The sequence below is a fragment of the Streptomyces sp. NBC_01320 genome, from assembly GCF_035974375.1.
Taxonomy (GTDB): Bacteria; Actinomycetota; Actinomycetes; order Streptomycetales; family Streptomycetaceae; genus Streptomyces; species Streptomyces yanii.
In genome coordinates this window covers 4,361,533-4,382,265 of record NZ_CP108390.1, presented here as the reverse complement: position 1 = coordinate 4,382,265, position 20,733 = coordinate 4,361,533, and the positions used below count along the sequence as shown (strand labels likewise).

The following is a 20,733-nucleotide window of genomic DNA, read 5'->3' as shown; positions in this document are numbered from 1 at the left end:
AAAACAGCTTACGCCCGCACAGTGCTCTCTTTTGGAGTGCGCTGTGCGGGCGTAAGCAGGCAGTACTGCGGCCCATGCGGTCCGGAAGGAATCCCGGAGGGCCCCGGAAGGATCAGAAGCCGAAGTCCTGGGTCCACCAGGGGCCGCCGGAGCCGAAGTGCACTCCCACGCCGAGGGTCTTGTAGTCACAGTTGAGAATGTTTGCGCGGTGGCCTTCGCTGTTCATCCAGGAGTCCATCACCGCCTGTGCGTCCGCCTGGCCGCGGGCGATGTTCTCGCCGCCGAGCCCCTTCACGCCGGCCTTCGACGCGCGGTCCCAGGGAGTCCGGCCGTCGGGGTCGGTGTGGTCGAAGAAGCCGCGGGCCGCCATGTCGTCACTGAAGTTCTGGGCGAGCGAGGTGAGCGGGGCACTGGCCGTGACCGGGCTGCAGCCGACCTTCGCGCGCTCCTGGTTGACCAGCGCGAGCACGGCAGCCTGGGCGGAGGTGTCGCCGGCCGGGGTCGTGGCCCTGAGCGCCGGAGCTGCCGCCGATGTCGTCGGCGCCGCCGAGGCCGTGGCGGAGGGCGCGGATCTGGTAGCCGCGGGCGCCTTCGTCCTCTCCGTCCGCTCGGCCGTCTTCGAAGGGGAGGCGGACGGCGTGGCCGAGGTGCTGGAGGAGCCCGACCGCTCGGACTTCCGGGGCCCCGGGGAACGCTCGGTGCTGCGGCTGGCCTCGGCCGACGCGATACCGCGGTCGGCCGGAGCGGTGGTGGAGCCGCCCTGCGTCAGCAGGTCCGGCGCTCCCTGGGAGCGGATCTGGTCGGTGGCCGCGCCACCGGTCACGTGGTACGTGCCGCCGCCGGGCAGCAGGCCCGAAGCCACGGCCACGGCTCCGACGGCCATCGCAGCGGAGACGCCGATCAGTCCCGTACGCAAGGGCATGCCCGACCGCTTCCTGCGGCGCGCGCCGCGGCGCGCGCCGCGGCGCGCGCGGGCCTTCGCGGCCGCGGACGTGTCAGCGGCCGAACCTGCCACGGGACCTGCGGCGGAGCGTCGATGGCGTCCCATCTGCTGTCCCCTTCTGACGGTCTGGACACCAGGATCGGCGTCAATACGCCTCACCCGATCGAGTGAGGCTCTGGTTTCGACGGGACTGTACGCCATGGCTCAACGGGACGAAGTGACCCTTGAGCAATTGGCCGGATAGCGTTCGGCCATGAACGAAGATGTACGACTCACCGCCTGGGTACGCGGCCGAGTACAGCAAGTAGGGTTCCGCTGGTTCACCAGGGCAAATGCTTTGGAGATCGGTGGCCTCACCGGATTCGCCCTCAATCTCGACGACGGTCGAGTGCAGATTGTCGCCGAGGGGCAACGTGAGAATTGCCACCGGCTGCTGGAGTGGCTGCGCTCCGACGACACACCCGGAAGCGTGGATGGAGTCACTGAGATCTGGGACACCCCGCGCGGCGGTTACGAGGGGTTTGCGATCCGCTGATCCCGTTCTGAATGAGGTCCCAATTCGGGGTCGTGTTCGGACCGTGTTCGACAGGCGGCGAGGGGTGACGATATGGGTCGCTCATCTGCGTACACATGAAATGACCTGCGGAAGGACCGGATGGTTGCCAAGATTCGGTTGCCGTGCCAGGCTGCGGCAGTAAGGATGATCTCCACGCCCCCCAGGGCCCCGCAGGAGAGTCGCGCCGCGTGATCGTCAAGCCGCGCGCCCCCGGGTCACCCGCGTCTACGGGGTGTGATCGTGTTGACCGTCAAACTTTTTGGTGAGACGCTGAAATCCCCGCGCACCGCAGCTGTTTGGCAGAGCTCTTTGGCAGCAGAACCGCAGTGATGACAGAGCACTGCCGAGCACCGCGGGTGCGAATCCCTCACGACCCACACCGCATCGGTCGGTCACTCAGTGTGGAGGACCATCCATCATGGCAAAGGCGCTTCTCGGTTACGTCGGCGGTTCCGACCCGCGACTCCTCGCCGAGATGCGACGGCTCCAGCAGCGCGTCCAGGACCTGGAATCCGAGCTCGTACGGATCCAGGACGAGAACGACGCGCTCAACGCCGCCGCCCAGCACCAAGAGTCGCTGCTCGACAGCATCGACATCGACGTACCCCAGGCGGAGCCGGCGCTGACCTGACCGAGGGCCCACAGGGGCCGGTCGGGCTGTTCGCGTCAGCCGTCTGAGTTCATCACCGGATCGTCACCGGATCATTGAAGATCATCACTGTGATCTGTCGCCTTCTTGATCCGCCGCGTTCTTTGATCCGTCACGCAGCACTGCACAAGATTTGCAAGGGGCGCTTCGGCGTCCCTTCTTTCTTTTCCCCCGACCGCGACAGACCCGCCCCGGACGTACACGCCTTCCCTTACCGTCTGATGTGCCCTGCACCTTCATCAGCGAAACCGAGAGCGAAAGGTAGAGTCCGGCGGCGTGCATCTCAAGGCCCTGACCCTGCGTGGTTTCAAATCGTTCGCCTCCGCCACGACCCTGCGGTTCGAACCGGGGATCACCTGCGTCGTCGGTCCCAACGGTTCGGGCAAATCCAATGTGGTGGATGCGCTCTCCTGGGTCATGGGTGAGCAGGGAGCCAAATCCCTGCGCGGCGGCAAGATGGAGGACGTGATCTTCGCCGGCACCACCGGGCGGCCGCCGCTCGGACGGGCCGAGGTGTCGCTGACCATCGACAATTCCGACGGTGCGCTGCCCATCGAGTACGCCGAAGTGACGATCACGCGGATCATGTTCCGCAACGGCGGCAGCGAATACCAGCTCAATGGCGACACCTGCCGGCTCCTCGACATCCAGGAACTTCTCTCCGACTCCGGTATCGGCCGGGAGATGCACGTCATCGTCGGACAGGGCCAGCTGGACTCCGTACTCCATGCCGATCCGATGGGGCGCCGCGCATTCATCGAAGAAGCCGCCGGTGTGCTCAAGCACCGCAAGCGGAAAGAGAAGGCGCTGCGGAAGCTGGACGCGATGGGAGCCAATCTGGCCCGTGTCCAGGACCTCACGGACGAACTGCGGCGGCAGCTGAAGCCCTTGGGCCGGCAGGCGGCCGTCGCCCGGCGGGCCGCTGTCATCCAGGCCGATCTGCGCGACGCGAGGCTGCGGCTGCTCGCCGACGACCTGGTGCGGCTGCACAACGCGCTGCGCAGCGAGATCGCCGACGAAGCGGCGCTGAAGCAGCGTCGGGAGGCGGCGGAGGCGGAGCTGAAGGCGGCCCAGACGCGTGAGGCGGAGCTGGAGGACGAGGTACGACGGCTGGCGCCGCGCCTGCAGCGGGCCCAGCAGACCTGGTACGAGCTGTCGCAGCTCGCCGAGCGGGTACGCGGCACGATCTCGTTGGCCGACGCCCGGGTGAAGAGCGCCACCGCCGCGCCCGAGGAGGAGCGGCGCGGTACGGGATTCAGGGACCCGGAGAGCATGGAGCGCGAGGCCGCCCGGATCCGGGAGCAGGAGGCGGAACTGGAGGCCGCGCTGGAGGCGGCGGAACACGCGCTGGAGGACACCGCTGCCCACCGGGCCGAGCTGGAACGGGAGTTGGCGGCCGAGGAGCGCAGACTCAAGGACGCGGCCCGCGCCATCGCCGACCGGCGCGAAGGGCTCGCGCGGCTGACCGGGCAGGTCAACGCGGCGCGCAGCCGGGCCGGTTCGGCGCAGGCGGAGATCGACCGGCTGGCCGCCTCGCGTGACGAGGCGCAGGAGCGGGCGGTCAGGGCGCAGGAGGAGTACGAGCAGCTCAAGGCCGAGGTGGAGGGGCTGGACGCCGGTGACGCGGAGCTGGGCGAGCGCCACGACGCCGCCAAGCGGGGGCTCGTCGAGGCGGAGTCGGCCCTCTCGGCCGCCCGGGAGGCCGCCACCGGCGCGGAACGGAAGCGGGCGGCGGTCTCGGCCCGGCACGACGCCCTGGCCCTGGGCCTGCGCCGCAAGGACGGCACGGGCGCGCTGCTCGCCTCGCGCGACAGCCTCTCGGGCCTGCTCGGCCCGGCCGCGGAACTGCTGACGGTGGCCCCGGGCCACGAGGTCGCGGTCGCGGCGGCACTGGGCGCGGCGGCGGACGCGGTGGCGGTGACGGACCCGGCTACGGCAGCGAACGCCATCCGGCTGCTACGCAAGCAGGACGCGGGGCGGGCGGCGTTGTTGTTGGGGGGTGCGGGTGCGCCCGAGGCGGATACGGGGCAGGTGACCGTCCAGGGCGGGGCCGCGACGGCGGACGTACCCGGGCAGGGCTCGGCGCCCGCCGGGGCTGGGGACGTCCCGGGCCGGACCGCCGAGTCCGGTGTGCGGCACGTACAGGGGCAGGCTGCCGGGCAGGAGCGGGCGGCCCACACCGGCGCGGCGCATGCGCCCGGCCACCACACCGGCCACGTACCCGCGCCGGGTCCGGCTCCCGCCCCCGACGTCCCGTCCCGCGGCCCCGCCGGTTACCCCGAGACAGTCGGTCACGTGCTCCGCGCCGCTGCCCCGGATGCCCCGCCCGCAGTCGCCGATCTCGTCCGGGGGCCCGCTGAGCTGATGGCTGCCGTGCGCCGGCTCGTGCGTGGCATGGTCGTCGTTCCCACCCTGGAGGACGCCGAGGATCTTGTTGCCGCGCATCCCGAGCTGACCGCCGTGACCGGTGAAGGAGACGTCCTCGGGGTGCACTTCGCGCACGGCGGTTCCGCCGGGGCGCCCAGCCTGCTCGAAGTGCAGGCCTCCGTCGACGAGGCCGCCGCCGAACTGGCGGACCTCGCTGTCCGGTGCATCGAGCTGGCCGAGGCCCAGCGGCTCGCAGGGGAGCGGCGCAGTGCCTGCGCCGTGCTCGTCGAGGAGCTGGGCGAGCGGCGCAGGGCCGCCGAACGGGAGAAGTCAGGGGTGGCCCAGCAGCTTGGCCGGCTCGCCGGGCAGGCCCGCGGCGCCGCGGGCGAGGCCGAGCGGTCGGCCGCCTCCGCGGCCCGCGCCCAGGACGCCCTGGAGCGGGCGACCGAGGAGGCGGAGGAACTGGCCGAACGGCTGCTTGTCGCAGAGGAGATGCCGGTCGAGGAGGAGCCCGACAACTCCGTGCGCGACCGGCTCGCCGCCGACGGTGCGAATGCCCGCCAGACCGAGATGGAGGCCCGGCTCCAGGTCCGTACCCACGAGGAACGGGTCAAGGGACTCGCCGGGCGTGCGGACGCCCTCGACCGCGGTGCCCGCGCCGAACGCGAGGCCCGTGCCCGTGCCGAGCAGCGCCGCGCCCGGCTGCGCCACGAGGCCGCGGTGGCCTCGGCCGTCGCCTCCGGTGCCCGTCAGCTCCTCGCCCACGTCGAGGTGTCCGTCGAACGGGCCGCGCAGGAGCGGGTCGCCGCCGAGGCGGCGAAGGCGGAGCGCGAGCAGGAACTGATCGTCGAGCGTGGCCACGGACGTGAGCTGGGGGGCGAGCTGGACAAGTTGACCGACTCCGTCCACCGCGGTGAGGTGCTCGGCGCCGAGAAGCGGCTGCGGATAGAGCAGCTGGAGGCGAAGGCCCTTGAGGAGCTGGGTGTGGAGCCGGCCGGGCTGGCCGCCGAGTACGGCCCCGACCAGCTGGTGCCGCCGTCGCCCGCCGCGGAGGGTGAGGAGCTGCCGGAGGACCCGGAGCACCCGCGCAACCAGCCGAAGCCGTTCGTCAGGGCGGAGCAGGAGAAGCGGCTGAAGTCCGCCGAACGGGCGTATCAGCAACTCGGGAAGGTGAATCCTCTCGCCCTTGAGGAGTTCTCGGCGCTGGAGGAGCGGCACAAGTTCCTCTCCGAGCAGCTCGAAGACCTGAAGAAGACCCGGGCCGATCTGATGCAGGTCATCAAGGAGGTCGACGAGCGGGTCGAGCAGGTGTTCACGGAGGCGTACCGGGACACGGCCCGTGAGTTCGAGGGCGTCTTCTCACGGCTCTTCCCGGGCGGTGAAGGGCGGCTCATCCTGACCGACCCCGACAACATGCTGGCGACCGGGGTCGATGTCGAGGCGCGCCCGCCCGGCAAGAAGGTCAAGCGGCTCTCCTTGCTTTCGGGCGGTGAGAGGTCCCTGACAGCTGTGGCGTTGCTGGTCTCGATCTTCAAGGCCCGGCCGAGTCCGTTCTATGTGATGGACGAGGTCGAGGCGGCGCTCGACGACACCAATCTGCAGCGGCTGATCCGGATCATGGAGGAGCTCCAGGAGAGCTCGCAGCTCATCGTGATCACGCATCAGAAGCGGACTATGGAGGTCGCGGACGCGCTGTACGGCGTCTCGATGCAGGGTGACGGGGTCTCCAAGGTCATCAGCCAGCGGCTCCGCTGAGGCTTTACTAAATCTTCAAGTCTTCAACACGTCTTTTGGGTGGTCCTGGGTAGATGTCTGCCCGTGTCAGCTCACACCTGAAAGTTGACTTCGAAACTTGAACGCATACTCTCTGAGGCGTCGTTTTTAACTTCAAGTGGTGGCGCCTGTGGAGTTATGCGCCACTTGGAAGAGTTCCCCCCACGCCTGACGACGCGGCCAGGCACCAGGAGTTCATGTGACCAGCACATCGCAGACACCGGGATCCGGAGCCCGCGCGGCCCATCCGGAGCACCTCGGCCACGTCATCTTCATCACGGCAGCCGCTGCGATGGGCGGCTTCCTCTTCGGCTACGACAGCGCCGTGATCAACGGCGCCGTCGAGGCGATCCGGGACCGCTACGACATCGGCTCCGGAACGCTGGCCCAGGTGATCGCCATCGCCCTGATCGGCTGCGCCATCGGCGCCGCCACGGCGGGCCGTATCGCCGACCGGATCGGCCGCATCCGCTGCATGCGGATCGCCTCGGTGCTCTTCACGATCAGCGCCATCGGCTCCGCGCTCCCGTTCGCCCTCTGGGACCTGGCCTTCTGGCGGATCATCGGTGGTTTCGCCATCGGCATGGCCTCGGTCATCGGCCCGGCCTATATCGCCGAGGTCTCGCCCGCCGCCTACCGCGGCCGGCTCGGCTCCTTCCAGCAGGCCGCGATCGTCATCGGCATCGCCATCTCGCAGCTGGTGAACTTCGGCATCCTCCAGCTCGCCGACGGCAAGCAGCGCGGAACGATCGGCGGCATCGAGGCCTGGCAGTGGATGCTCGGCGTCATGGTCGTCCCGGCGCTTCTCTACGGCCTGCTGTCCTTCGCGATCCCCGAGTCGCCGCGCTACCTGATCTCCGTCGGCAAGAACGAGCGGGCCAAGGAGATCCTCGCCGAGGTCGAGGGCAAGGAAGTCGACCTCGACGCCCGCGTGGCCGAGATCCAGACAGCCATGCACCGCGAGCACAAGTCCACCTTCAAGGACCTGCTCGGCAGCCGCTTCGGCTTCCTGCCGATCGTCTGGGTCGGTATCGGTCTCTCGGTGTTCCAGCAACTCGTCGGCATCAACGTGGCGTTCTACTACTCGGCGACGCTGTGGCAGTCGGTCGGTATCGACCCGACCGCCTCGTTCTTCTGGTCGTTCACCACATCGATCGTCAACATCATCGGTACGGTGATCGCGATGGTCCTGGTCGACCGAGTGGGCCGCAAACCGCTCGCGCTCGCCGGCTCCACCGGAATGGCGATCGCACTGGCCTGCGAGGCCTGGGCCTTCTCCGCCGAGCTGGTCAACGGCAAACTCCCCACCACTCAGGGTGTCGTCGCCCTCGTCGCGGCCCACGTCTTCGTGCTCTTCTTCGCCCTGTCATGGGGTGTGGTGGTCTGGGTCTTCCTCGGCGAGATGTTCCCGAACAAGATCCGCGCCGCCGCGCTCGGTGTCGCCGCGTCCGCTCAGTGGATCGCCAACTGGGCGATCACCGCGAGCTTCCCGAGCCTGGCCGACTGGAACCTGTCCGGCACCTACATCATCTACACATGCTTCGCCGTGCTCTCGATCCCCTTCGTGCTCAAGTTCGTGAAGGAGACCAAGGGCAAGGCGTTGGAGGAGATGGGCTGATCCCCGCTGCCCCTCTCCTCGACCACGCGTCCCCGGCCCGCGCCCGCGGGCCGGGGACGCGCGTCCGTCCCTGCGTACGTCAGCCGGCGATCGCCTCGCAGAACAGTCGAAGGCTGCGCCACCCCTCCTCGACCGGCATCCCGCCGCACAGCGGATGCAGCACCAGGCTGTCGGCGTCCAGCGCGGCCAGCTGCTCCGGAGTGACGATCCGGTAGACCCCTTCGTCCCGCAGCTCCATCACCGTCGTGGCCGCCGAGCGCACGGCCGACCGGATGTCCTTCGACTGCCAGGAGGCGTAGGTCCGCGCCTCGTGCAGGAAGTGCTCGCCGTACCGGTCCCACGTCCGCTCCGGATCCTCCGACACATGCAGCAACGGCGTCTTCGCCGCCGGCATCATGCAGAATCCCTCCGTCCCGTGCTCCGCGCGCTGCCCGTGGTAGTACGCCTCGAGTTCCGGCAAATGTGCGCTCGGGAAGAACGGCAGCCCCAGCCGGGCCGCCCGCCGCGCCGCCGCCCGCGAGCTGCCACCGACCAGCAGCAGCGGATGCGGCCGGGTGTACGGGCGCGGGGTGACCCTGACGGTACGGCCGCGGTACGGGAACGGCTCACCGGTCCACGCCTGCAACAGGGTCTCCAGCAGCTCGTCCTGGAGCCGGCCGCGCCTGCCCCATTCGACGCCCGCCTGTTCGTACTCCTCGGGCCGGTAGCCGATGCCCGCGACTGTGACGAGCCGGCCCGCGCTCAGCAGGTCGAGGACCGCGATGTCCTCGGCCAGCCGCAGCGGATCGTGCAACGGCCCGATGATCGCCGAGACCGTGACCGCGATCCGGCGGGTGGCGCCGAAGACCGACCCGGCGAAGACGAAGGGGGAGGGCAGCCAGGAATTGGCGGTGCCGTGGTGCTCCTCGGTCTGCACGGTGTCCACGCCGTGCGCGTCTGCGTACGCGGCCATCTCGAGCGCCGCACGGTAGCGGTCCGACAGGGACGCGGGGGTGGCATCGGGATCGACGAGATTGAACCGGACCACTGTGAAGGCCATGACGCGTGTCCCCTTCGCCGGGCGGGCTTGGCGAGGCGGGACAGTAGCTGACGCAGCGTCATAAGTGTAGGGGCGTGTCGTCCTTGTGCCCGGCGGGCCGCGGCAGCAGTGCGTACAGCCCCCCGGAGACGGCGATCGTGACCGCCCAGCCCAGACCGTCCCGTCCGATCCAGGTGGCGGCGAGCGGGCCGGAGAACCACTTCACGCCCGTGAACAGCAGCCCCACCGTCAGCCCCGCACCCCACGCCGCGACGGCGGGCACGGCGAAGCCGCCGGTGTACCAGTAGGCGCCTGCGGGACCGGTGTCCAGCAGTGCCGCCGCGTCGTACGTACGTCCCCGCAGCTGATCCACTCCGAATACGCCGATCCACGCCGAGAACGTCACGGCGAGCAAGGTCAGAAAGGAGATGAACGAATCCAGGAAACTCGTCGCCACCATCATCAGCAGACTCCCCAGAAGGAGACTGATCGCGGCATTCACGCCGACCGCCCAGGCGCGAGGGAGGATGAATCCCAGTGTCTGTGCGGCAAAACCGGCCGAATACATCGACATCGCATTGATCAGCACCATTCCGACCACGGCAGTCAGCAGATACGGCACCGAGATCCAGACCGGCAGCAAGGCGCCGATGAAGGTGACCGGATCATTGCTGACCGCCAGGTCCGGGGTGGCGACCGCCATCACCGCACCCATCACCACCAACGGCAGAACGACGAGCACCGCACCACCCACCGTCGCCCCGACCACCGACCGGCCGGACGCGGTCCGTGGCAGATAACGCGTGAAGTCCGGACCGGTCGGCGCCCAGCTGATGCCCCCGGCCGCCAGCGTGCCGACGCCGGCGACCATCAGTGCCGTCGGACCCGCGGGCCGGTCCAGGAGGGCTCGCCACTGCGTTCCGATACCCAGATGGATCAGTACGAGGACACTGAATCCGCCGAAGAGGTACGCCGACCAGGTGCAGCACAGTCGCAGCGCGCCCACACCGAGTCCCGACACCAGGAAGCTGCTTGCGACGAAGGCCACGAGCGCCGCCATGATCAGCGCGGTGTCGGCCCTGACGGAGAGGAGCAGATCGCACACGGCCAGCAGGCCGTATGCGCCGGTGACCGTGTTCACCGTCTCCCAGCCCCAGCGGGCGACCCAGATCAGCGCACCGGGCAGCAGGTTGCCACGTTGTCCGAAGACGGCCCGGGAGAGGGCAAGGCCGGGTGCCCCGCCGCGCGTCCCCGCGATCGAGACCGCGCCGACCAGTCCGTACCCGATGACGGGCGCCGTGACCGCGACGAACGCCACCTGCCAGAGATTGAGGCCGCCGAAGACGATCAGTCCTGCGCCCATGATGAGCAACAGCACGGTCATATTGGCGGTGGCCCAGGTGGGGAAGAGGGTGCGGACCTGGCCGGTGCGCTCACTGTCGGGGACGGGTTCCAGGCCGCGGGTCTCCACGAGCGGGATCGTACCTTTACCGCCAAAAGGGCCATAACGGCCTGCCGGATACTGGAGCGGTCCTCCGGGGCCGCCACCCGGCGGGCCTGTGACTGATACTGGGTGGGTTATGGAATTCGTCATCCTTGCTGTAGTCATCGCCGCCCTGGTCGTGGCCGGCCTGATCAGCGGGCTCGTGGTCAGCGGCCGTAAGAAGAGGCAGCTGCCCCCGGCACCGTCGAGCACGCCGACCATCACTCCCGCCGAACCGCATGTCGGCGAGGAAGCCGAGCCACCGCGCGAGGAACCGCGCCGCACCATCGAGGAGGCCGGTCTTCCCGGCGTCGAGGCTCCCGCCGAGGAAGCCCCGGCAGTCGCTGAGCCGGTGGCGCCCGCAGTCCCCGCGCTGGAGATCCCGGAGCCCACCGCCGGCCGTCTCGTACGGCTGCGCGCCCGGCTCGCCCGCTCGCAGAGCACCCTCGGCAAGGGACTGCTCACGCTCCTGTCCCGCGACAACCTCGACGAGGACACCTGGGAGGAGATCGAGGACACCCTCCTCACCGCCGATGTCGGCGTCGCCCCCACCCAGGAGCTGGTGGAGCGGCTCCGCGAGCGCGTCCGTGTCCTCGGGACCCGTACCCCCGAGGGGCTGCGGACCCTGCTGCGCGAGGAGCTCCTCACCTTGCTCGGCACCGACTTCGACCGTGCGGTCAAGACGGAGAGCGGCGTCGACACGCCCGGTGTCGTGATGGTCGTCGGCGTCAACGGCACCGGCAAGACCACCACCACGGGCAAGCTGGCCCGAGTCCTCGTCGCCGACGGCCGCAGCGTCGTGCTCGGCGCGGCCGACACCTTCCGTGCCGCCGCCACCGAACAGCTCCAGACCTGGGGCGAGCGCGTCGGCGCCCGCACCGTGCGCGGACCCGAGGGCGGCGACCCGGCGTCGGTCGCCTTCGAGGCGGTGAAGGAAGGCATCGCCGAAGGCGCCGATGTCGTCCTCATCGACACCGCCGGCCGGCTGCACACCAAGACCGGGCTCATGGACGAGCTCGGCAAGGTCAAGCGCGTCGTCGAGAAGCACGGCCCGCTCGACGAGATCCTGCTCGTCCTCGACGCCACGACCGGGCAGAACGGCCTGGTTCAGGCACGGGTGTTCGCCGAGGTCGTCGACGTCACCGGCATCGTCCTCACCAAGCTGGACGGTACCGCCAAGGGCGGCATCGTCATCGCCGTCCAGCGCGAACTGGGTGTACCGGTGAAGCTCGTGGGTCTCGGCGAGGGACCGGACGACCTGGCTCCGTTCGAGCCGGAGGCGTTCGTCGACGCACTGATCGGCGACTGACGGGCCGACCGCGGCTCCTTCGCCCCCGAACGCCGGGCGGGCTCGACAGCGAGCCCGCCCGGCGCCGTCGTTCCCGCCGCTACGAGCGGTGGCAGATGTATGCCAGGGTGCCCAGCAGCAGCCGCGCCTGCGGTGGCGTGGCTGCCGTGTCCAGGACCGGCGGACGCAGCCAGCGGGCCGGACCGAGACCGCCCTCGTCCGACGGGGGTGCGGTGATGTGGCAGCCGTGCCCCAGCGCCCGCAGATCCAGATCCGCGTCGTCCCAGCCCATCCGGTACAGCAGCTGCGGAAGTTCGGCGGCGGCGCCCGGTGCGACGAAGAACTGCGCCCTCCCGGACGGCGTCACGGCCACCGGTCCCAGCGGCAGCCCCATCCGCTCCAGCCGCACCAGCGCCCGCCGCCCGGCCTGCTCGGCGACGTCGAGCACGTCGAACGTCCGCCCCACCGGCAGCAGCATCGAAGCGCCCGGCACCTCCGCCCATGCGCGTGCCGCCGTGTCCAGCGTGGCGCCCGCCGGCACCTCATCGGTGAACTCCAGCGGATGAGCGCCGGGGGAGAGGCAGGCGGTGTCCCCGCAGGAGCACCTCCCGGCCGCGGCCCGCGCCCCCGGCGCGACGGCCCAGCCCCACAGCCCTGTGTACTCGGCCACCGCGGTGCACTCGGCCGCACGGCCTCGACGCCGTGAGCCGGATCGCATCTCCCGGATGCCGCCGATCGTGAAGCCCATGCCCCCTCCAACGGGTCCGGCTCGCCGGTGGTTACGACGCGGAGCGCCGTTGTGACACTCCGTCGCCCGGACGATCCGGCAGCGTCCGGGGTCGTGCGACACGAACCACGCGCCCCTGTGTGCACCACTGCTTCCACTGCTGATCGTCGTCTGTCAAGTGAATCGCGCCGGACGGCAGGCGCGTTCCCCCAAAGGGGTGGCGAATGGTGGCGTTTCTGTCAACGCCCTCGCCGAGGCGGTGATCGTGGGATTACCGTCGGTACACGAACCATGGAAGTATGTGCGCCTGTGGGTATGCCGGAGGCAATCCGATTTCCTGTTCGATGGCGCCCCACCCCCATAGGGACGGCTTTGGCTCACGGCAATCTGATAGTGGTTCGCGCGACAGTATTCGGAATTCAGAGGGATGGGGGCGTTCCAGTGAGTGGCAGCGGCGCAGGCGATACGAATGCCGGTAAGCGCCCCAACGGGCAATTGGGATCATGGTTCGTGCGCAGCGGCTGGTCGAAGGGCGAGCTGGCGCGGCAGGTGAACCGCAGGGCACGCCAGATGGGCGCCCACCACATCAGCACCGACACCTCCCGGGTGCGGCGCTGGCTCGACGGCGAGCAGCCGCGCGAACCGATCCCGCGCATCCTCTCCGAGCTCTTCTCCGAGCGCTTCGGCACCGTCGTCGCCGTCGAGGACATCGGGCTGCGCTCCGCCCATCAGTCACCGTCGGTGTCCGGCGTCGACCTGCCCTGGGCGGGTCCCCAGACCGTCGCCCTGCTCAGCGAGTTCTCCCGCAGTGACCTGATGCTCGCCCGCCGCGGCTTCCTCGGCACCTCCCTCGCCCTCGCCGCGGGTCCGGCCCTCATCGAACCCATGCAGCGCTGGCTGGTGCCGGTCCCCGTCGCGGCATCCGCAGAGGCCGAGCCGGCGGCTGCCGCCCGGCGTCCCTCCCGGCTCTCCGGCCCCGAGCTCGACCTGCTGGAATCCACCACCGTGATGTTCCGCCAGTGGGACGCGCAGTGCGGCGGCGGACTGCGACGCAAGGCCGTCGTGGGTCAGCTTCACGAGGTCACCGATCTGTTGCAGGAACCGCAGCCCGCCGCCACCGCCAAGCGGCTCTTCCGGTGTGCGGCCGAACTCGCCGAACTGGCGGGCTGGATGAGTTACGACGTCGGTCTCCAGCCCACGGCCCAGAAGTACTTCGTCCTCGGGCTGCACGCCGCGAAGGAGGCCGGCGACAAACCGCTGGGCAGTTACGTCCTGTCGAGCATGAGCCGCCAGATGATCCATCTCGGACGGCCCGACGACGCCCTCGAACTCATCCATCTCGCCCAGTACGGCAGCCGGGACTGCGCCACCCCGCGCACCCAGGCCATGCTGTATGCGATGGAGGCCCGCGCGTACGCCAACATGGGCCAGCCGAGCAAGTGCAAGCGAGCCGTCCGCATGGCCGAGGACACCTTCCTCGACGCCGGGAGCGACGGCGAGCCGGAGCCCGACTGGATCCGCTTCTTCTCCGAGGCCGAACTCAACGGCGAGAACTCCCACTCGTACCGTGACCTCGCCTATGTGGCCGGCCGCAGCCCCACGTACGCCTCGCTCGCCGAGCCGATCATGGAGAAGGCCGTCGAGCTCTTCGGTGAGGACGACGAGCACCAGCGGTCGTACGCGCTGAATCTGGTCGGCCTCGCCACCGTCCATCTCCTCAAGCGCGAACCCGAACAGTCCACGGTGCTCGCCGAGCGGGCCCTGCGGGTCGCCAAGAAGGTCCGCTCCGAGCGCGCCAACACCCGGCTGCGTAAGACCGTCGACACCGCTGCCAGGGACTTCGGCGACATTCCCGCGGTTGCAGAACTCACCGATCTCCTCACCGAGCAGTTGCCCGAGACCGCCGAAGCGGTCTGACCGGGCACCCCTCACTCCGGCCACGACGATCACCCCGCACAGACCGACTTCGGCTCCCCCTTGCCAGGTCAGCGGGTGATCGGCGTGGCCGGTTCGCGTTCCCGTTCCCGTACTCCAGAGTTGTAACCGCACCGTATGCGGCCACGGCCGCAGGGTAGGCCCGGCCGCGGATACGCCACTCGCGGTTCATGGGGACGTAACACGCCACACCTCTTCGTCACTGCGGCGAAACACCGTGCGGCATCGGCGGAAACCGCGCTGGGCGAATCTCATGGCGCATAACCGGCCCGCACCTTTTCCACAGTGGTCCCGCACGTTTCGCCCCACGCGGCCGCACCGACGACGAGGAGACGCCGATGCCCCCAGGCATCACGACGCTTGCCGCAGACGCCCCGACGCTGTCTGCCGCCAACACCGGGTTCATGCTCATCTGCTCGGCCCTGGTGATGATCATGACCCCGGGTCTGGCCTTCTTCTACGGAGGCATGGTCCGCGTCAAGAGCACCCTCAACATGCTGATGATGAGCTTCATCAGCCTCGGGATCGTCACGATCCTGTGGGTGCTGTACGGATTCAGTCTCGCCTTCGGCACCGACATCGGCTCTCTCATCGGCTGGAGCTCGGACTTCGCAGGCCTGAGCGGGATCGGCATCACCCAGCTCTGGGACGGCTACACGATCCCGATCTACGTCTTCGCCGTCTTCCAGCTGATGTTCGCGATCATCACTCCGGCGCTGATCAGCGGCGCCCTCGCCGACCGCGTCAAGTTCACGTCCTGGGCGCTGTTCGTCGTCCTGTGGGTGACCGTCGTCTACTTCCCGGTCGCCCACTGGGTCTGGGGCGCCGGCGGCTGGCTCTTCGAACTCGGTGTCATCGACTTCGCCGGTGGTACGGCGGTCCACATCAACGCCGGTGCGGCAGCCCTCGGGGTGATCCTCGTCATCGGCAAGCGGGTCGGCTTCAAGAAGGACCCGATGCGGCCGCACAGCCTGCCGCTCGTCATGCTCGGCGCCGGTCTCCTGTGGTTCGGCTGGTTCGGCTTCAACGCCGGCTCGTGGCTCGGCAACGACGACGGCGTCGGCGCGGTCATGTTCGTCAACACGCAGGTCGCCACCGCCGCCGCGATGCTCGCCTGGCTCGGTTACGAGAAGCTCCGCCACGGCTCCTTCACCACTCTCGGCGCCGCTTCCGGCGCGGTTGCCGGCCTCGTCGCCATCACCCCGTCCGGCGGCGCGATCAGCCCGCTCGGAGCCATCGCCGTCGGTGCCATCGCCGGTGTGCTCTGCGCCATGGCGGTCGGCCTCAAGTACAAGTTCGGCTACGACGACTCCCTGGACGTCGTCGGCGTCCACCTCGTCGGCGGTGTCGCGGGCTCGCTCCTCATCGGCTTCTTCGCCACCGGCGGTGTCCAGTCCGACGCCAAGGGCCTCTTCTACGGCGGTGGCCTCGACCAGCTCGGCAAGCAGGCCGTCGGAGTCTTCGCGGTCCTCGCGTACTCTCTCGTCGTCTCCGCGGTGCTCGCCTTCCTCCTCGACAGGACGATCGGCATGCGGGTCGACGAGGACGACGAGATCTCCGGTATCGACCAGGTCGAACACGCCGAGACCGCGTACGACTTCAGCGGCGCCGGCGGCGGTGCGGCCCCGCGTACGGCCTCGGCACCGGCATCGGAGACCACGGCAGCAGCGCAGACCAAGAAGGTGGACGCATGAAGCTCATCACGGCAGTCGTGAAGCCGCACCGGCTCGACGAGATCAAGGAGGCCCTCCAGGCCTTCGGCGTCCAGGGCCTCACGGTCACGGAGGCCAGCGGATACGGGCGCCAGCGCGGCCACACCGAGGTCTACCGGGGAGCCGAGTACACCGTCGACCTCGTCCCCAAGATCCGTATCGAGGTCCTCGTCGAGGACGAGGACGCCGAACAGCTCATCGATGTCGTGGTCAAGGCCGCCCGAACCGGCAAGATCGGAGACGGCAAGGTCTGGAGCGTTCCCGTCGAGACAGCCGTACGGGTCCGCACCGGCGAACGCGGCCCGGACGCACTCTGACCGACGGCCTCGCAAACTGAAAGGCAGCTGGGTGACGAGCACCGAAGTGACCACCGAATCCGAAGACTCGGGACCCAGCGGCTACGCGGCGGCCCGGCTGCGCCTCCTCCAGGAGAAGGCGCAGCCCGGGCCGCCGCGCCGTGCGGCCCTCGCCTCACTCACCGACGACTGGCTGACCGCCCTGTTCGCCACCGCCACCGAACAGACCGGCGTCCGTGGCGCCGCCCTCGTCGCCGTCGGCGGCTACGGCCGCGGCGAACTCTCCCCGCGCAGCGACCTCGACCTCGTGCTCCTGCACGACGGCAGCGCCGACGCCGGAGCCATCGCCTCCCTCGCCGACCGCATCTGGTACCCCGTCTGGGACCTCGGCCTCGCCCTCGACCACTCCGTACGGACCCCCGGCGAGGCCCGGAAGACGGCCGCCGAGGACCTCAAGGTGCAGCTCGGACTGCTCGACGCCCGGTCCGTCGCGGGAGACCGCGGTCTGGTCGCCGCGATGCGCACCACGATCCTCGCCGACTGGCGGAACCAGGCTCCCAAACGGCTTCCCGCCCTCGACGAACTCTGCCGCGAACGCGCCGAACGCCAGGGCGAGCTCCAGTTCCTGCTCGAACCCGACCTGAAAGAGGCCCGCGGCGGCCTGCGCGACGCGACCGCCCTGCGCGCCGTCGCCGCCTCCTGGGTCGCCGACGCCCCCCGTGAAGGCCTCTCCGAGGCCCGCCGCATCCTCCTCGACGCCCGCGACGCCCTGCACCTGACCACGGGCCGCGCCACCGACCGCCTCGCTCTCCAGGAGCAGGACCAGGTCGCCGCCGCCCTCGGCCTCCTCGACGCCGACGCACTGCTGCGCCAGGTGTACGAGGCCGCGCGCACGGTCTCGTACGCCACCGACGTCACCTGGCGCGAGGTCAACCGCGTCCTGCGCGCCCGGTCCGTACGTCCCCGGCTGCGCGCCATGCTGGGCGTCGGCAAGACCGCCGCCACCGAACGCACCCCACTCGCCGAAGGCGTCGTCGAGGCCGACGGCGAGGTAGTCCTCGCCCGCACGGCCCGCCCCGAACGCGACGCCGTGCTCGTCCTGCGAGCCGCCGCCGCGGCCGCCCAGTCCGAACTGCCGATCTCCCGCCATGTCGTGCGCCACCTCGCCGCCGCCGCCGCCAGCCCGCTGCCCGTGCCCTGGCCCGCCGAGGCCCGTGAGGAACTCGTCACCCTGCTCGGCGCGGGCGAGGCCACCATCCCCGTCTGGGAGGCCCTCGAAGCGGAAGGGCTGATCACCCGGCTGCTGCCCGACTGGGAACGCGTCCACTGCCGCCCGCAGCGCAACCCCGTCCACACCTGGACCGTCGACCGTCATCTCGTCGAAGCGGCCGTCCGCGCCTCCTCACTCACCCGCCGCGTCGGCCGCCCCGACCTCCTGCTTGTCGCGGCCCTGCTCCACGACATCGGCAAGGGCTGGCCCGGCGACCACTCCGTCGCCGGGGAGGTCATCGCCCGCGACGTCGCCGCCCGGATCGGCTTCGACCAGCACGACGTGGGCGTCATCGCCACCCTCGTACGCCACCATCTGCTGCTCGTCGAGACCGCCACCCGCCGTGACCTCGACGACCCGGCCACCGTCCGCTCCGTCGCCACCGCCGTCGGCAGCGCGTCCACGCTGGAGCTCCTGCACGCCCTCACCGAGGCCGACGCGCTCGCCACCGGGCCCGCCGCCTGGTCCACCTGGCGCGCCTCCCTCGTCGCCGACCTCGTCACACGTGTCGCCGCGGTCCTCGCCGGCGAGGCAACCGCCGATCCGGAACCCGTCGAACCCAGTGCCGAACAGGAACGGCTGGCCATCGAGGCGCTGCGCACCGGCGAACCCGTCCTCGCCCTGCACGCCCAGGCCGAGACCCCGAACGAGGACGGTGAACCGGAACCCATCGGTGTCGAACTCCTCATCGCCCTCCCCGACCGCCCGGGCGTCCTGCCCGCCGCCGCCGGAGTCCTCGCCCTGCACCGTCTGACCGTCCGCGCGGCCGACCTGCGCGCCGTCGAGCTCCCCACCGAGCTCGGCGAGTGCGTCGACGTGCTGCTGCTCAGCTGGCGGGTGGCGGCGGAGTACGGCTCCCTGCCGCAGGCAGCCCGGCTCCGCGCCGATCTCGTCCGCGCCCTGGACGGTTCCCTCGACATCCCGGCCCGTCTCGCCGAACGCGAAGCCGCCTACCCGCGGCGCCGCGGGGTGAAGGCGCCGCCACCTCGGGTGACGGTCGCGGCGGCGGGCTCGCGGCTCGCGACCGTGATCGAGGTGCGCGCCCAGGACGCCCCGGGGCTGTTGCACCGGATCGGGCGGGCGCTGGAACAGAGCGCGGTACGGGTGCGCAGCGCACACGTGTCGACGCTCGGCGCCAACGCGGTGGATGCCTTCTACGTCACAGGGGCGGAGGGGGAGCCGCTGTCCGACGCACGCGCAACAGAGCTGGCCCGAGAGGTCGAGCGGGCTCTGGGCTGACTCCCGCGACCACGCGGAAGGGCCCTCGTCCGTCACGAGAAACGGGCGAGGGCTTTGCGTTTCCCGGCGTCCGGATACCCTTGGGGACGACTGACCTGCACCCGACCCCGACCCTGAGGACCGACGAGCGCCGTGTTCGATACTCTCTCCGACCGCCTTAGCGCGACTTTCAAGAACCTCAGGGGCAAGGGCCGCTTGTCCGAGGCGGACATCGACGCCACGGCCCGCGAGATCCGTATCGCCCTGCTCGAGGCCGATGTCGCGCTTCCCGTCGTGCGCGCTTTCATCGCCAACGTCAAGGACCGGGCGCGCGGCGTCGAGGTCTCCCAGGCGCTGAACCCCGCCCAGCAGGTCGTCAAGATCGTCAACGAGGAGCTTGTCGGCATCCTCGGTGGCGAGACCCGGCGGCTGCGGTTCGCCAAGAACCCGCCCTCCGTGATCATGCTCGCGGGTCTGCAGGGTGCCGGTAAGACCACCCTCGCCGGAAAGCTCGGCCTCTGGCTCAAGGGCCAGGGCCACTCCCCGCTGCTCGTCGCCTGTGACCTCCAGCGCCCCAACGCCGTCAACCAGCTGAGCGTCGTCGCCGACCGCGCCGGTGTGGCGGTCTACGCCCCGCAGCCGGGCAACGGCGTCGGTGACCCGGTCCAGGTCGCCAAGGACTCCATCGAGCACGCCCGCGCGAAGCAGTACGACGTGGTCATCGTCGACACCGCCGGCCGCCTCGGTATCGACGAGGAGCTGATGCAGCAGGCCGCGGACATCCGCGACGCCGTCAGCCCCGACGAGATCCTCTTCGTCGTCGACGCGATGATCGGCCAGGACGCGGTCAACACCGCCGAGGCCTTCCGCGACGGCGTCGGCTTCGACGGTGTGGTGCTCTCCAAGCTCGACGGCGACGCCCGCGGTGGTGCGGCCCTGTCGATCGCCCACGTCACGGGCAAGCAGATCATGTTCGCGTCGAACGGTGAGAAGCTCGAGGACTTCGACGCCTTCCACCCCGACCGCATGGCGTCCCGCATCCTCGACATGGGTGACCTGCTCACCCTGATCGAGCAGGCGGAGAAGACCTTCAGCCAGGAAGAGGCCGCCAAAATGGCCTCCAAGCTGGCGTCCAGCAAGGGCAAGGACTTCACCCTCGACGACTTCCTGGCCCAGATGGAGCAGGTCAGGAAGATGGGCTCCATCTCCAAGCTGCTCGGCATGCTGCCCGGAATGGGGCAGATCAAGGACCAGATCAACAACATCGACGAGCGCGACGTGGACCGTACCGCCGCGATCATCAAGTCGATGACGCCGCACGAGCGCCAGGAACCGACGATCATCAACGGCTCGCGCCGGGCCCGTATCGCCAAGGGCTCCGGTGTCGAGGTGTCCGCCGTGAAGAACCTGGTGGAGCGGTTCTTCGAGGCACGCAAGATGATGTCGAAGATGGCGCAGGGCGGCGGCATGCCGGGCATGCCGGGGATGCCCGGCATGGGTGGCGGCGCGGGCCGGCAGAAGAAGCAGGTCAAGCAGGCCAAGGGCAAGCGCAAGAGCGGCAACCCGATGAAGAGGAAGGCCGAGGAGCAGGCCGCGGCCGCCCGTCGCGAGCAGGCGGCGGCGCAGGGTGGCGCGTTCGGTCTTCCGGCGGCGCAGGAGGACCAGAGCTTCGAGCTTCCCGACGCGTTCAAGAAGTTCACGGGCTGACACCCGACGCCCGCAGGGGCACACAGGCAAGGGGCATTCGCCATGGGCGGGTGCCCCTTACCCGTGCCACCCGGTTGCGCGCCCGTATCGGGTCGGTGTCCCTCCACGGGCCCAGCGGACGGCTCCACCGAGGGCTTTGATCGTATTTCTCCCTTAATGTCGGCTCAACGGCT

The 20,733-nt window shown here is 70.0% G+C and carries 14 protein-coding genes; 10 read left to right on the top strand and 4 right to left on the bottom strand.

Going from position 1 to position 20,733, the window contains the following annotated elements:
- Nucleotides 1–112: 112 nt before the first annotated feature.
- Complete coding sequence (locus OG395_RS19725) at nucleotides 113–1,048, bottom strand: CAP domain-containing protein (protein ID WP_327244141.1); 936 nt, start codon at nucleotides 1,046–1,048, stop codon at nucleotides 113–115.
- A gap of 148 nt (nucleotides 1,049–1,196) precedes the next feature.
- On the opposite strand from OG395_RS19725, the gene OG395_RS19720 reads away from it, so the two are divergent.
- From OG395_RS19720 to OG395_RS19705, 4 genes are all read left to right on the top strand, one after another.
- A complete protein-coding gene (locus OG395_RS19720) occupies nucleotides 1,197–1,478 on the top strand; it encodes an acylphosphatase (RefSeq protein ID WP_327244140.1) in 282 nt (93 codons plus the stop codon).
- A 439-nt stretch (nucleotides 1,479–1,917) separates the two neighbouring features.
- Nucleotides 1,918–2,130: a hypothetical protein gene (locus tag OG395_RS19715; RefSeq protein WP_018551753.1), complete on the top strand. Its 213-nt coding sequence runs from the start codon at nucleotides 1,918–1,920 to the stop codon at nucleotides 2,128–2,130.
- 294 nt (nucleotides 2,131–2,424) lie between these two features.
- Nucleotides 2,425–6,270, top strand: coding sequence for an AAA family ATPase (locus OG395_RS19710; RefSeq protein WP_327244139.1), 3,846 nt, complete (start codon nucleotides 2,425–2,427; stop codon nucleotides 6,268–6,270).
- A gap of 217 nt (nucleotides 6,271–6,487) precedes the next feature.
- The gene (locus OG395_RS19705) at nucleotides 6,488–7,906 is read left to right on the top strand and encodes a sugar porter family MFS transporter (RefSeq protein ID WP_327244138.1); all 1,419 of its coding nucleotides are present in this window, start codon (nucleotides 6,488–6,490) and stop codon (nucleotides 7,904–7,906) included.
- A 79-nt stretch (nucleotides 7,907–7,985) separates the two neighbouring features.
- Here OG395_RS19705 and OG395_RS19700 read toward each other — a convergent pair whose 3' ends face one another.
- Together OG395_RS19700 and OG395_RS19695 are read right to left on the bottom strand one after the other, a co-directional pair.
- Complete coding sequence (locus OG395_RS19700; protein WP_327244137.1) at nucleotides 7,986–8,945, bottom strand: LLM class flavin-dependent oxidoreductase; 960 nt, start codon at nucleotides 8,943–8,945, stop codon at nucleotides 7,986–7,988.
- A 58-nt stretch (nucleotides 8,946–9,003) separates the two neighbouring features.
- Complete coding sequence (locus OG395_RS19695; protein WP_327244136.1) at nucleotides 9,004–10,395, bottom strand: purine-cytosine permease family protein; 1,392 nt, start codon at nucleotides 10,393–10,395, stop codon at nucleotides 9,004–9,006.
- A gap of 109 nt (nucleotides 10,396–10,504) precedes the next feature.
- On the opposite strand from OG395_RS19695, the gene ftsY reads away from it, so the two are divergent.
- Nucleotides 10,505–11,716: a signal recognition particle-docking protein FtsY gene (gene ftsY, locus OG395_RS19690; protein WP_327244135.1), complete on the top strand. Its 1,212-nt coding sequence runs from the start codon at nucleotides 10,505–10,507 to the stop codon at nucleotides 11,714–11,716.
- Between the two features lie 79 nt (nucleotides 11,717–11,795).
- Here ftsY and OG395_RS19685 read toward each other — a convergent pair whose 3' ends face one another.
- Nucleotides 11,796–12,443, bottom strand: coding sequence for a bifunctional DNA primase/polymerase (locus OG395_RS19685; protein ID WP_327244134.1), 648 nt, complete (start codon nucleotides 12,441–12,443; stop codon nucleotides 11,796–11,798).
- Between the two features lie 420 nt (nucleotides 12,444–12,863).
- On the opposite strand from OG395_RS19685, the gene nsdA reads away from it, so the two are divergent.
- The 5 genes from nsdA to ffh all read left to right on the top strand — a co-directional run bounded on the left by nsdA (nucleotide 12,864) and on the right by ffh (nucleotide 20,560).
- Nucleotides 12,864–14,339 (top strand): transcriptional repressor NsdA, encoded by a 1,476-nt coding sequence (nsdA, locus tag OG395_RS19680; protein WP_327244133.1) that lies wholly within the window; start codon nucleotides 12,864–12,866, stop codon nucleotides 14,337–14,339.
- Between the two features lie 356 nt (nucleotides 14,340–14,695).
- Nucleotides 14,696–16,051, top strand: coding sequence for an ammonium transporter (locus tag OG395_RS19675; RefSeq protein WP_266981048.1), 1,356 nt, complete (start codon nucleotides 14,696–14,698; stop codon nucleotides 16,049–16,051).
- A complete protein-coding gene (locus OG395_RS19670; RefSeq protein ID WP_069170469.1) occupies nucleotides 16,048–16,386 on the top strand; it encodes a P-II family nitrogen regulator in 339 nt (112 codons plus the stop codon). The genes OG395_RS19675 and OG395_RS19670 overlap by 4 nt, the downstream gene beginning before the upstream one ends.
- Before the next feature lie 31 nt (nucleotides 16,387–16,417).
- On the top strand, nucleotides 16,418–18,874 hold the full coding sequence (locus tag OG395_RS19665) for a [protein-PII] uridylyltransferase (protein ID WP_327244132.1): 2,457 nt from the start codon (nucleotides 16,418–16,420) through the stop codon (nucleotides 18,872–18,874).
- A 132-nt stretch (nucleotides 18,875–19,006) separates the two neighbouring features.
- Nucleotides 19,007–20,560 (top strand): signal recognition particle protein, encoded by a 1,554-nt coding sequence (gene ffh, locus OG395_RS19660; protein ID WP_327244131.1) that lies wholly within the window; start codon nucleotides 19,007–19,009, stop codon nucleotides 20,558–20,560.
- The last annotated feature ends 173 nt before the right edge of the window (nucleotides 20,561–20,733 follow it).

Excerpts from the sequence above, each read along its gene's own strand:
- OG395_RS19725 (WP_327244141.1), bottom strand. The coding sequence starts at position 1,048 with ATGGGACGCCATCGACGCTCCGCCGCAGGTCCCGTGGCAGGTTCGGCC.
- OG395_RS19720 (WP_327244140.1), top strand. The coding sequence starts at position 1,197 with ATGAACGAAGATGTACGACTCACCGCCTGGGTACGCGGCCGAGTACAG.
- OG395_RS19715 (WP_018551753.1), top strand. The coding sequence starts at position 1,918 with ATGGCAAAGGCGCTTCTCGGTTACGTCGGCGGTTCCGACCCGCGACTC.
- OG395_RS19700 (WP_327244137.1), bottom strand. The coding sequence starts at position 8,945 with ATGGCCTTCACAGTGGTCCGGTTCAATCTCGTCGATCCCGATGCCACC.
- ftsY (WP_327244135.1), top strand. The coding sequence starts at position 10,505 with ATGGAATTCGTCATCCTTGCTGTAGTCATCGCCGCCCTGGTCGTGGCC.
- OG395_RS19685 (WP_327244134.1), bottom strand. The coding sequence starts at position 12,443 with ATGGGCTTCACGATCGGCGGCATCCGGGAGATGCGATCCGGCTCACGG.
- OG395_RS19675 (WP_266981048.1), top strand. The coding sequence starts at position 14,696 with ATGCCCCCAGGCATCACGACGCTTGCCGCAGACGCCCCGACGCTGTCT.
- OG395_RS19670 (WP_069170469.1), top strand. The coding sequence starts at position 16,048 with ATGAAGCTCATCACGGCAGTCGTGAAGCCGCACCGGCTCGACGAGATC.